The organism is Pantoea sp. (assembly GCF_028283705.1).
Classification (GTDB): Bacteria; Pseudomonadota; Gammaproteobacteria; order Enterobacterales; family Enterobacteriaceae; genus Pantoea.
The window spans coordinates 35,581-48,489 of sequence record NZ_JAPWKD010000031.1; the positions used below are offsets into that span (position 1 = coordinate 35,581).

Consider the following 12,909-nt stretch of genomic DNA (forward strand, 5'->3'; position numbering starts at 1 on the left):
TGCAACAGAAATGGAAAATCGATATAGGGCATGAAAAGACTGGAAGTTATAGTCTGAGCATGAATTTTCGCGGTTGAGCAGCCTTGCCACCTGATTGTTATACGTAAAACAAAACACTCGGCAGCACGCTGATCGCAGTACATAACGGTTACTAATTTCGGGGAACGTTGATGTCCAATATACGACTGAGGAATGTCACCAAGCGGTTTGGCGATACGGTGACGCTGCACAATGTGAATCTGTCGATTGAAGATGGCGAGTTTGCGGTGTTTGTCGGCCCGTCCGGCTGCGGAAAATCGACCATGTTGCGTATGATTGCTGGTCTGGAAGAAGTGAGCGAAGGGGAAGTACTGATTGGCGACGAGGTGATGAATGATATCTCGCCTGCCCATCGCGGCGTTTCGATGGTGTTCCAGTCTTACGCGCTCTATCCACATATGACCGTGGCGGAAAATATAGGCTACGGACTGAAGGTGAACAAAGTCCCTAAGGAGGAGATCCGTCGTCAGGTAGATATGGTCGCCAGGACGTTACAGCTTAGCCATCTGCTGGACAGAAAACCGAAACAGCTCTCCGGCGGTCAGCGCCAGCGCGTGGCAATTGGTCGCGCGATTGTGCGTAACCCGCGCGTTTTTATGTTTGATGAGCCCCTCTCCAACCTCGATGCCGAGCTGCGCGTCGAGATGCGCCTGCATATCGCCCGTCTGCACCAGGAACTGAAAACCACCATGGTGTATGTCACCCACGACCAGGTGGAAGCGATGACGCTAGCCGATAAAATCGTGGTGATGAACGACGGCAATGTCGAGCAGATGGGTTCGCCGATGGAACTCTATTACAACCCGAAAAACAGGTTTGTCGCCGGGTTTATCGGTTCGCCGAAAATGAATTTCCTGCCTGCGACAGTGAAAGCGTGGCAGCCGGGCGAGCTGACGGTGATGCTGGCACAGGGGCAACAGTTAACGCTGGCCATCAACACGTCGCGCCTTGAGCCTGGTGTAGCAGTCACACTGGGGATCCGCCCGGAACATCTCTCTACGGATGCCACGCGCGGTACGCAACTGGCGTTCCAGTGTGAAGTCGTGGAGCGACTCGGCAACAATACCTCGCTGTTCGGCCAGTGCTATGGTCACGACAACATCAAAATCCTGCTGCCTGGCGATGTACGTTTTCGCCCGTGGCAAAAAATCACGCTCGCTTTTGATAGCCAGAACTGCATGATTTTTGACGATCAGGAGCAGCGTGTCAGTTCAGAAATCACCCTGCCAAATGATGCGTAAACAAGAACCTGATGTCCGCAGGAAAGAGCGGCTGAGCGTCTGCACGCGGTCAGTCATCCGTTTTCGCGAACCCGGAGTTTCATCATGAGTCTGAAAGAAAAAACACAATTCCTGTTTACCGAAAAATTTGGCTACCCTGCCACACATACTATCCAGGCTCCGGGGCGCGTAAACCTGATCGGCGAACATACCGATTATAACGATGGTTTTGTACTGCCCTGCGCCATCGATTACCAGACAGTTATCAGTTGTGCACCGCGCCCGGACCGGACCGTGCGCGTTATCGCCGCCGATTACGACAACCAGCAGGATGAATTCTCGCTGGACGCCCCAATCGTGAGCCACGATACCCAGCAGTGGTCAAACTACGTGCGTGGTGTAGTGAAACATCTGCAAAAGCGTAACAAGAACTTTGACGGCGCGGATTTGGTGGTCAGCGGCAACGTTCCACAGGGCGCGGGCCTAAGCTCATCCGCCTCGCTGGAAGTGGCCATCGGTACTGTTTTCAGGCAGTTGTACCATCTCCCGCTTGACGGCACACAAATCGCCCTGAACGGACAGGAAGCAGAAAACAAGTTTGTTGGCTGCCACTGCGGCATTATGGACCAGCTGATCTCCGCGCTGGGTAAAAAAGGCAGCGCGCTGCTGATCGACTGCCGTTCACTGGACAACAAGGCGGTCTCCATGCCGGACGATGTCGCCATCATCATCATTAACAGCAACTTTAAACGCACACTGGTGAGTAGCGAGTACAACACCCGCCGCGAGCAGTGTGAGGCCGGTGCACGCTTCTTCCAGGTAAAAGCACTGCGCGACGTGAGTATCGAACGGTTTAATGCGGTCGCCCATGAGCTGGATCCGGTGGTGGCTAAACGCGTTCGTCACGTATTAACCGAAAACGCCCGTACGGTTGAAGCCGCCTGTGCGCTGGAAAAAGGTGACTTGCAACGCATCAGCGTACTTATGGCGGAATCTCATGCCTCGATGCGCGATGACTTTGAAATCACCGTGCCACAAATCGACACGCTGGTAGAGATTGTCAAAGCGACCATCGGTGAGAAAGGTGGCGTGCGGATGACCGGCGGCGGATTTGGTGGCTGCATCGTCGCACTGGTTCCCGAAGCACTGGTGCCAGCCGTGAAAGCCGCAGTGGAATCACAATACGAAGCGAAAACCGGCATTAAAGAAACCTTCTATGTAAGCAAGGCTTTTGCAGGGGCGGGGTTGAGCTAATACATACATCAACGCACCACCCTTGCCGTACAGGCTGGTGCGCTGCGTGGCATCCGCCGTTTCGCGCGGGCACTGACGGCAGCCTCGAAATCGGCATTATCCGGGGTAGCAGGATACATTCTATGCCAGCATTCATTGACATTCTCTCCCTCATTGCCACCCCATCCGCTTCATTTACTCCTCGAAAATCTTTGGTCAGGTATTGTTATGACCCTATTAGCAGGGAGTTTTTTGTCAAGCTTATATTGGCGATCAAGAACCCCCTGGTTATGCTGTCTGATCATATGACCCGCGCTTCGAGGTGGCATTTTTCGCGCACTCTGCCAGCTTCCGCAGCTTATCCACCGTGAACTCAGCCAGTTCTCGGTTGCCGCCATGGCTGAAGAACACCGCAGCATTCGGTAACGCCGCCTACATATCCGTCAGCACCGCAGACATTTCATACACCGACGCCGCAGCCGCACTGACATGCGGGCGGAGACTTTCCTCCCTGACCAGGACGTTCGCCATTTTGAAGTTAAAGCACAGTTCTGTTAACGCGTCGGCTGCGTAACGATTGGCATCCTGTGCCGCCGAGAGTCTGCCCGGCTTCGTCGACAGCTCCGGTGCACTGCCGATCGCCGTCAGTGCGTTCTTTGCCTGATTCAGTGCTGTTCCGATCTCCTGGCAGGCGCCTTTAAAAGGCTCATGGTGTTCTTGCAGGGCCGCTTTGAAGGCAGCATCCAGTCGTAATCGCTATCCCCGTATGATGCTTCAATGGCCCCGTTCATCGTGTCAGTGGCCTGCTTCAGGGCTGTCTCCGATGCATTCAGGGCGACGTAGACTTCCGCTGCCTGCTCAGCAATACCTGATGCTCTCAGCTGTGTTTTATTCAGCAGGGCCGCCTGTGCAGTTTGCAGTGCACCGGCAAGCACGGAGGCTGCACTCACCACTTTACGGGTAGTCAGCTTCTGTTCCCCCGTCTCCATCGGAACCGTCCGCCCCGAATCATTCGGCGTCAGCGCCCGGACTATGCCATTTAATGCCTTTGCTGCATCACCCGCGGCCGCTTTCACCTGTTTCTGCAGTCTGGCCTTCTGCGCGGACAGGCTTTGTATTGCCTTTGCCGACTCAATCGCCGTCACATGCTCCCTGCTAGTCCCGAGCGTGCGGAATTCCTGCAACATCTATTTCTGGTCTTTCCAGTTGCTGACGATTTTCTGGATCATTTCTTCAGCGGACTCAGGGCTTAAGTCAGGCCGGATCTTTTCGCTGCTTTCTGCGCGCTTCTGTTTCAGCATCTCTTTAAAATCGCGATATCTCTGCGCATCGGCATAGGATGCTTTTCCACAGCGTTCAACCCCGGGGTTGTCCAGCCTGTCTGTAAACCAGACATATCGCGCTGCGTCAACGGCATTGGCAGCATTTTCTCCCCACAGTGCTTCAATGTCGGTCGCTATCACGTCACAGTAGACGGAATCAATTGCCCAGAGCTGCGCGAACTTGTGTGTATCTAACAGGTGCAGCGACTGCAGCGGGATAGCCCTGCCGCTTTTTGGGTCAAGCAGTTCCAGGCCGGACTTACGCTCCAGTGGTTTTCCCAGTTCCGGTTCACTTTCTATGATATGGGCCAGGGCGCTGTTGATGTAGGCATCCCGGGTCCAGTCATGTCTGACGTCAGCGGACTTCATCAGGCACCAGTTCAGCGTTATAATTTCCGGGGCGAACGCTTCATAGCCTCAGCTGCTGAATTCGCGCTGGTGGGTTTAGCCTAGGCTTTTAACATGACTGGCTGGGTGTCATTTGAATTCGTTGTCAACGTATTGGCGTTGCGAAGATTATTGATAGCCATATATTCCACCTGGTGTAAATCAAAGTAATTAATCAGGCGGAAGGATAATTTTTTTCCGTGTGCGGCTTTCTTAGAAGGGAAGAAACTATTTTTTTGTGCCATGTTACGTAAAGCTGCCTCAGACTCCACCAAGGCAATTAAGAATATTGACTATTCGCAGGAGAGAAATCTCAAAAATGGAGACTTTAGAAAGGGCAATAACTATCGGTTTTGTTACACCGGATAGCCCAATATCCAATTTGGTACACAAAATAAGAAATGGCTGGAGAATTTCTTCAACCAGCCATAAAAACCGCTAACTGTCCGACATGAGCAAATACCGCTCATGTCGGTTGTTTTACCAGGCGGTGATCCCGGTCCCTTTATACACCTGGTCAAACACCTTCTTCACGGCATCATTCTGATACGACGCCACCAGCGTTTTCACCCATGGCACGTTGACGTTCTCTTTTTTCACAGCAATAAAGTTGTTATAGGGATTATTTTTTATCCCTTCCTGAGCGATGCGCTCCTGCTTTGTCAGGCCACTTTTCAGCGCCCAATCGGTATTCACGATCGCGGCATCTAAATCCGGTACGGAACGACCAATAATGCCCGCATCCAGCTCTTTGATTTGAATATGCCTTGGGTTGTCAATGATATCAGCAGTAGTCGCCAAAATACCTGCGCCCGGTTTCAGTTTTAGCACGCCTTCCCGTTGCAATAAGTTCAGACCACGCGCTTCGTTAGCCGGATCATTAGGGACACCGATCACCGCACCCGATTTTAAATCAGCCACTGATTTGACCTTTTTCGAGTAAAGACCGATCGGCCATACGGCAGTATCACCGACACGCACGATATCGTAGTGATTAACTTTAATCTGATTATCAAGGAACGGCTGGTGCTGAAACGCATTGGCATCCACCTCACCTTTTTGCAGCGCTTCATTCGGCTGGTTGTAATCGTTAAACACCACGGTTTTAACCGTCAACCCTTTGCTGGCAGCTTGTTTTACCACTTCGCGCCAGACATCTTCGTCCTCACCACTCATAATACCGACTTTAACTGCGGTTTTATCTGCAGCATGTACCGTTCTCAGCGGTGACAGTAAAACCATTGCCAGCAGGACAGCGCCTGTGGTCGCGAATAAAAGTGGCATAGTTTTATTTTTGGCATAAGCCAGGCGTATGAGCATAAGTTATCCCCAAATGATATAGGTCATTAATTATTCACTGTCGTGATGACAGATAGCGGCAGTATACGGAGTTGACCGGATTTTTATTATGATTTATCTGGCAATGTAATTTATAAAATAAACAATAGATGAAACGCTGATGCACTTAATTATAAGTGCATCAGCGAAATCATCCTTCACAGATTATTACCCATGCGCTGCCGCAGGATAAGTAAAGAAAAGCAGGTGAAGAATATTGAGTCCGGCATGAAAAAGTACCGCCACCCACAGCCGCCCGCTCCACATCCAGGCCAGCCCATAAATAACACCTGCTAGAGCCGCAAAGACAACCAGCATAATCCCCCCGGCCAGATGCATTGCGCCAAAACTCAGTGCCGCGATAAACAATGCCAGAACCGAATGCATAAAACCGGACAGACGCTGCTGCAGGTAGCCGCAGAACATCGCTTCTTCAGCCAGTGAGACGAAAAAGATGTTCGCAAAGATAAACTTGAATAACCAGTGTGGTGCATGGCTTTCCGGCTTTAACCCCCCGAGCAAAACTGCCACCAGCAATAGCGCGGGAACAGCGGCAACCAGCAACAACCACTGCCACTTAGCGGGCTTATCAGACGTCGCCGAGACAAAGAGAGATCGCATTGCTATAAGCAACACAAACAGCAGCAATGCCTTGTCAAAATTGTAATACATCGAGAACGGTGTACTTTCAGGTCCGGCGCTGGCATGGTCGATAACTTTTACGTTATGAAATCCGAATACCCAATGGATCATCAGGCCACAGGCGAATGCCAAAACCAGCAACTCCGTTGCCAGCAGCACAATGTTGTTATCACCAAACCGCAACCGGACATACCCCATTAACAGGAGTGCCACTAGAAAAAGCAATGCCAACCAGTCGAGAACACCAGAAACCGCTGCGGCAATGACCGTTACCAACAGCAGCCCCACAGCTGCTTTTTTACTGAACTGCAATAACACCAACGCTAACGCCAGCGATATCCACATCGTCTGTTCTTATCAACTTATGTGTCCTGTAACAGCACGATGAGCGTTACATCACATAAGCAATTAGAAATTGAATATATTCAATTTTTGTGACGCACATCAGACCTAAATCATAAGTACAAGGCAAACATCCATAAGATGTATCTTATTTTTCAAATTTACCCTTATTGTGTACTTCCGCATTGAAAACTGGTGTGACATCTTATCAGGACCCTTCATTACTTCATGAAAAGGTATAAAAAATGAACACCAGAACCTGGTACCTCAGCATTTCAAAAGATAGTGCTGGCTATCACACCTTACATAAAAACACCTATCACTTACGTAACAATAGTGAAGAGATGATTCTCATTGGTTGCTATGACCAGGAGGTTATTGCGCATGAGGTCACAAGCAACAACTTCGGTAAGGTCAGACCTTGCATCATTTGTATTCAGCACTATGCCATCCATAAAGATGTAAACGGACCGTTAAATTCGATGCTGAGGTAAGATCATGGAAAAATCAGCCTTCTACTATCTTGATAGCAACATTCTCCATACCAGAGAATGCCCGTATGTCGTCAAAGGTGTCTGTCATTTCCTAGGATCGGCTTACAGTAAGACCCAAGCGATGTCTATCGCGAGGCAGCGTCATAAAAATGTCCGTTATTGCAAACAGTGCTGTACCCATGAATGGCTCCGAAGCCTTGATGTTGCCTCATAATTCATCACCTCGATCTGTATCATCCAAATCGGGTACACCTGGAATACATGACCTAACCTGGGACGGAATGCCGTCCCTTCTGACCGGCAATATTTATATTCCTTCTGCTTTAATATGAAATATGATGAATTTATCATCTGAGGTTTCTTTCTTAACCTAAGAAATTACTGATTAGATAAGTCAGCACTTCTATTTAACCTTGAGAAATACTCAATATAATTGTTGGGTAATCACTTTTGCATTACACCATCAAATATACAACTAAAAATTTATCAGCAGAAAAATGAATCTCATTACCATACATTTAATTTAATAAAAACCTCTCCCACAATAATAAGGAAGAATGACATGAGTCTTTACAATGCCGAAAGGGCAACGGCGATTGACAGAAGTCGTTAGCGAAATACTGACACCGTGTGGATGTTAAGTTTATACGGCAAAGCCATTGCCGCGGGTGTTCTTTTTTACTAATCAATGCGGGTCTTGGCTGGATGATACAGTTAATACTGAGGACGTTAATCGCATTCCCTCTGACTTTCTATTCTCATCGTGGGATGACCTGTTTCGTATTATCCGGCAGTCAACCACAAAGGGTATACCGCATTTACCACCTTAACCACTTGAGCGTAAGACACACACGACGCCGTAAAGGGATGGCGAACGGGCGGTTTCCGCTTCTTCGCACGGATGCACCAAACCTGAGCTGGTCGATGGACTTCGTCATTGAGGCACTTGCCTCCGGTCGCATGATCACGGGCCTTTGAGCATGGCGTGGAACTGCGATTTATCCATCCGGGCAAGCCGACGCAGAAGGGATTTATTGAGATTTATAATGGACGATTTAGATATGAGTGCCTGAATGATCACTGGTTCAGCTATATTGATCAGGGCGGTAAAACGATTATTATCATTCGATAGTCTCTTAACCCAAGACTACAAGTGAATATTTGTGTGTTTCATTATACGTATTATGCTATATAAATATAAACTTATTAAAAATTGGAAAGCAATGACTTCTATTTACTGATTGTACAAATTAAATCCTCAATCAATAAAAACTGACACACCATATTTTTTCATATTAGTTATTTTAAATTAATTGATAAATTATAAGATCTATTTTAGAGAAGTTGCTTACATGAGGTTTGAGAAATCTTCACTCCTACTCTTAGCTCATGATCATATATCAACTTTAGTTGTCTTTATTCTCATATTATCCGTTTGTTCTAGTGTAGACTTACTCTGACGATATTCATCCTCCTATTTATTTGCAGCATAACGTCTTATTCTTAATTTTACGCATTATTCTTTACGCTGCAAGTACGAACCAGTACTCCACACCTCTTGGTTATGATTCCTTCTTATTCATGTACCTGCATTTTAAGCAGTTAATAATTCGTATTGGTATTCATTTATTCGTTTTTTATTTTGTGGTGAGATTTTACGTGTTTTGAATTGCTAATTCGTTAAGAATGGAAAAACACAAGAAGATTTTTTGTTTTTGTATTGCTTCGAAATTAATATTTCTTCGATATTTTTTAGTTTTGAGCAAATCACTACTATATTTACTAGTATTGATGTTCAACTCAATATTGGCAGATCTGGTTATAAAATCTCTCTGATAATCCCTACTCTTTCCCATCCTGCATGCCTTGATGGTTATTGTTCGATTCAAACTACACTTTATGTGGTATAACGCATTGAAATTTTCACCTTACTGCTAGCGCGCTAACTCATTGAAAAATAATCTTAAAGCTTTCTTTTTTCATCCTGAAAACTCCAGTTTATAGTGTTTTCCATTCTAAATCAGAAACCTTGTGAAATTATGATCACCTCGTTTTAAACCTCTCTTATTTCTCTCTAATACCTATGCGTTGGTATTAAGTTAATAAAAATGAATTAGGATTTTAGTTCTTCTTTTGGTCACCGCTGAGATTTCATTTTTTTTATTTTGAACATCAATTTTGCAATCTCTTTATGTCCTTATTTAATAATTTAGTTGTTCAAATACACGCAAAGTACAATGATGAATATTCTCTATTCTAATTAATTAAATTAGAGTCACTGTGTCACAATATATTCAGCTACGAATAATGAAAGTTTATATTTCATATATACAGAAATATGAAATCATATTTTCTTTTTTAAAAACTTGAAACTCATAAGTTTCACAAATAGTATTTGTTTTCCAAACTAACGTACCCTATGTACACTCTCATTTTCTATTTATCCATTATTCATTACAGCCTTTTGCTAAGTTTTTGGTTATCCTCCCTTCCATTTAAACAGATACTGATTGGTTCCAGTTTTAACCGCTTGGACAGAGATTGCATTTGTTATTTAAGCTGTTGCGCTACCCGGTTAAGAGGGTCTTCACCATCTATGACTCATCATAAGATACTGAATATAAGGAAGAAAGTTATAATTTTCAGCCTGAAAACTTCCAAAGGGCGTGTCTCATGTAAATGGAATAATGCCCACTATTGCACATCTTATGAAAAAAGGTATTTTGCTTTTTTATAGTATCTAAAGTAAATGTTTGTTTACCATCCTTTTAATTGGTGAAATGTAATTAAAAATATAAAAAATTGGTTTCCTCCTGAGCTGATATGCACAATGCTTAAAATTATACTAGTCGTTGTTTTTTACTGAAGATATGAGAAAGCTAAAAAATTTATTTTCTATATGAAGTACAAAAACATTTGTCAATTGAGATTTAACAGTCCCTATACGCTCGTTGGCTGATATCTCGTTTTTTAATTGAGCATGTTTATAAAAGCCACTAAAATTTGGATTTTTTCGACTTAATAAATTTATTTTTTATGTTTGTCTTTTATGCAGACATGCACATGTTTGAGAGATATTATCCAAAACTTGTTTGAATATAATGTTTCTATTCCCTATCGTATATAAATGTTTATCAATATCCTATATTTCCCTCTCTTAAAATGTTTATCTAAATCTATATTCTTGATTAATATGTTAATATTTGGTCTATAAATCTTAATTGAAAAAAAACACCAATTCTTTAATAGCTATGCCTTTAAATTACGAACATACCTTTTGAACTAGCGATATTGACATTCAAATATTTAGATTTGAATGTAGAAATGATTTTTTGCGCTTCTGAGTAAATTCAACTTCTTGAAATTCGCAACCATTATATTGCAATAAGTATAATGATTTCGTTTTTTGGTAGAGTAGATTGACGTAAATGTCATATAAATAGGTTAGTTATTTATCGATATTATTACTATTGAACAACTGCAGTCACCATCTGAGAATTGTGTTGGATCGCTTGTAACTCAAATTTATTCAATTTGAAATGTAATTTTTATATAAACCTTATCGGCTGAACTTCAAGAGATTTGAGCTAACTCCATTATTGAATCAATATAACTTATTGATTTATATCTATATTTTGACAATTTTCAGCCTGAAAACACCATCGGTGAACTGATAAAATTGAATTAAAAAAGCATCTATTTGAATACAAAAAATAAAAAGTAATTTTAACTTCTAAACAGCTTCGTTTTAAAAAGAACAAATTCATATACGTTGGTAACAAAGTATCGCGTGTGTGACTATTTGGGATGAAAATCTTATAGTTTAACGATAATAAAATAACATCCAGAAAGAAAGCTGGAGCATCATATTGATTTGCTTTACCAAAAGTATTCATTTTGGCCTGAATTGCAATTCAATTGTCCGATGTTTGTTTGCAAATCAATCATATTTGGCTATTACTATTTAGTAGGTTTACACAGCCATAAATCTAAATAATGATAATTAAGGTTACGTTTAATACTTCAGACATCAAATCAACTATTTATTTCTCGATTTAAAATCTAATTACTAGGCTTACGCTCTGGTGAGATCTAAAATACACGTTATCTTAACCGAAGCTTAGAATTATTATCCAATAATTGAATTATATAACTAGGAAAAACAGTAACTGATGATAAAAATGAGCTTACTAATATGCAATTTAGAGAAAAATAGTATTCCAAATAATGCAGAGGGAAGGGATTTATCATGAGAAGACCATTTTATTTTTAATGCTAATGGCTTTAAATCCACCTGAGAATACTATTGTGCTGACATGATGATTCTCTTTTCTAAGTCTAATATTGTTCCTGAATATCTTTTTAGATTGACTGATAAAAAGTTGATTAGATTTAAATGTTACAGTGTAACATTAAAAAATGTTAATTATCATATAGTTATAATTAACTAGATTGCTTTTCACACCTAGTATTTAAAAATTTGAATTCGTATTCAATTATCAATTTTTGGAGGTTTTTTAAACAAATAAAGATGTACTGAAAAACCTAAATAGGACAAGGTTAAAAATCGAGGCATGGATGAGTTTTGATTGCATTTTTACCCATTATCCACAGGATAGATCTAATGAATTGGATCTTATATTGATCTAATAAGGATCTTATATATGATCTTTATAAAGATCTTAAAGATCTAAGCATCAGAAAGTTTATATTTATCATGTGGTTAAAGCATCTTTTGTTCCTCTAAACATGCAATTTGTTCCTCTAAACATGTGATCCGTTCCGCTAAATATGTAATTTGTTCCTCTAAAAATGCTATGCGTTCCTCTGGATATGCTGTAGTGTTCCTCTGAATATGCAGAAAGCGTTCCTCTGAATATGCAGTGCAACGTTTACCTGTGGATAATTGTGGCAGGGGAGGTTAAAGGAAATGTCTAAGGATATAAATGATTTAGGTCTAACTGTCGAATATGAAAATAAAACCACAGGTGAACTTGAGTACATATCATCCACAAGCAACAAATCGATCCAGCCGCTATCACTGCTGCGCTTAAGTGTCTTCAGCCCTGTGGGCTTGATCGAAAAAAAGAGCGTTGGCAATCGCTCGATGGATGCCTCAGAAGAGTTCCGTAACCTCGAAATTGTTAACAAGGAAGGGTACAACAAAGTTACCATTAATGGCCCTAAATTGGACATGGACACCGATTTTCGCACCTGGGTGGCCATCATTTCTGCCTTAACCCACACTGAGATGAAAGAGGGTAAGGTTACGTTACCTTTCACCGAGTTTGCGCGTCTTTGTGAATTCAACTCACGGCAGGTCAATAAAAATCTGAAGGAGCGGATTGCTAAATCACTGCGTAAAATCACCCAAACTTCAATCCATGTGTACAAGGAGGATGGCGAAGATATCGTGAGTGCTACCACACACCTTATCAACTTTTCCAAGGTGGATACCGCTAAAAATCAGGTCATCATTGAGTACAATCCTGGACTTAGAGATCTCTATAACATCGACCTCAAACGCGTGCTCAAACTCAAGGTATTTCCTGCCATTAAGCGCAATGAGGTTGCTAAGGCCATATATACGTTCCTGGAAGGCCTGCCAAACGTTCCAAACAAAGTTCAGATTGTTACCTTCGAACGAATTCAGGAACGGCTTAACATGCGTTCTGAGCCGCGTAAACAGCTGATGATAGTGAGGAAAGCTATGAAGCTGTTGGAGGACGTTAAATACCTAACATATACCGAAGGTTACAAAGTAGTTCAGGGTAAGAAAAGGATCTACTTTACGATCACATCCCGGGATCCGGATCTTTCTGAGAACAATGAAGTTTAGGCTTCAAGACAGCATTGTTAAACATCAGTGTATTGGTGTTACTAAGCGCAATT

The 12,909-nt window shown here is 43.0% G+C and carries 7 protein-coding genes and 2 pseudogenes; 5 read left to right on the forward strand and 4 right to left on the reverse strand.

All coding sequences use genetic code 11. From position 1 onward, the window contains the following. Nucleotides 1-170: 170 nt before the first annotated feature. Together PW844_RS22060 and galK are read left to right on the forward strand one after the other, a co-directional pair. The gene (locus tag PW844_RS22060; protein ID WP_299456393.1) at nucleotides 171-1,280 is read left to right on the forward strand and encodes an ABC transporter ATP-binding protein; all 1,110 of its coding nucleotides are present in this window, start codon (nucleotides 171-173) and stop codon (nucleotides 1,278-1,280) included. 84 nt (nucleotides 1,281-1,364) lie between these two features. Further along, nucleotides 1,365-2,513 carry a galactokinase gene (gene galK, locus PW844_RS22065; protein WP_299456395.1) on the forward strand — a complete coding sequence of 383 codons (1,149 nt, stop codon included), beginning with the start codon at nucleotides 1,365-1,367 and terminating at the stop codon, nucleotides 2,511-2,513. 644 nt (nucleotides 2,514-3,157) lie between these two features. Here the strand turns inward: galK and PW844_RS22070 are convergent. The 4 genes from PW844_RS22070 to PW844_RS22085 all read right to left on the reverse strand — a co-directional run bounded on the left by PW844_RS22070 (nucleotide 3,158) and on the right by PW844_RS22085 (nucleotide 6,526). Next, complete coding sequence (locus tag PW844_RS22070; RefSeq protein ID WP_299456397.1) at nucleotides 3,158-3,679, reverse strand: hypothetical protein; 522 nt, start codon at nucleotides 3,677-3,679, stop codon at nucleotides 3,158-3,160. Next, entirely contained in the window at nucleotides 3,680-4,183 is a 504-nt protein-coding gene (locus PW844_RS22075; RefSeq protein ID WP_299456399.1) for a hypothetical protein, read from the reverse strand. It abuts the gene before it with no gap. 498 nt (nucleotides 4,184-4,681) lie between these two features. Next, on the reverse strand, nucleotides 4,682-5,521 hold the full coding sequence (locus PW844_RS22080; RefSeq protein WP_299456401.1) for a MetQ/NlpA family ABC transporter substrate-binding protein: 840 nt from the start codon (nucleotides 5,519-5,521) through the stop codon (nucleotides 4,682-4,684). Nucleotides 5,522-5,707: 186 nt separating this feature from the next. Then, nucleotides 5,708-6,526, reverse strand: a complete 819-nt coding sequence (locus tag PW844_RS22085; RefSeq protein ID WP_299456403.1) for a CPBP family intramembrane glutamic endopeptidase — start codon at nucleotides 6,524-6,526, stop codon at nucleotides 5,708-5,710. Nucleotides 6,527-7,579: 1,053 nt separating this feature from the next. On the opposite strand from PW844_RS22085, the pseudogene PW844_RS22090 reads away from it, so the two are divergent. The 3 genes and pseudogenes from PW844_RS22090 to PW844_RS22100 all read left to right on the forward strand — a co-directional run. Continuing rightward, a pseudogene (locus PW844_RS22090) lies at nucleotides 7,580-7,809 on the forward strand (hypothetical protein); the annotation flags it as partial. Between the two features lie 12 nt (nucleotides 7,810-7,821). Next, nucleotides 7,822-8,113, forward strand: a pseudogene (locus tag PW844_RS22095) (integrase core domain-containing protein); the annotation flags it as partial. A 3,834-nt stretch (nucleotides 8,114-11,947) separates the two neighbouring features. Further along, entirely contained in the window at nucleotides 11,948-12,856 is a 909-nt protein-coding gene (locus PW844_RS22100; protein WP_084878691.1) for a RepB family plasmid replication initiator protein, read from the forward strand. Nucleotides 12,857-12,909: the final 53 nt, after the last annotated feature.

Excerpts from the sequence above, each read along its gene's own strand:
- PW844_RS22060 (WP_299456393.1), top strand. The coding sequence starts at position 171 with ATGTCCAATATACGACTGAGGAATGTCACCAAGCGGTTTGGCGATACG.
- galK (WP_299456395.1), top strand. The coding sequence starts at position 1,365 with ATGAGTCTGAAAGAAAAAACACAATTCCTGTTTACCGAAAAATTTGGC.
- PW844_RS22070 (WP_299456397.1), bottom strand. The coding sequence starts at position 3,679 with ATGTTGCAGGAATTCCGCACGCTCGGGACTAGCAGGGAGCATGTGACG.
- PW844_RS22075 (WP_299456399.1), bottom strand. The coding sequence starts at position 4,183 with ATGAAGTCCGCTGACGTCAGACATGACTGGACCCGGGATGCCTACATC.
- PW844_RS22080 (WP_299456401.1), bottom strand. The coding sequence starts at position 5,521 with ATGCTCATACGCCTGGCTTATGCCAAAAATAAAACTATGCCACTTTTA.
- PW844_RS22085 (WP_299456403.1), bottom strand. The coding sequence starts at position 6,526 with ATGTGGATATCGCTGGCGTTAGCGTTGGTGTTATTGCAGTTCAGTAAA.
- PW844_RS22100 (WP_084878691.1), top strand. The coding sequence starts at position 11,948 with ATGTCTAAGGATATAAATGATTTAGGTCTAACTGTCGAATATGAAAAT.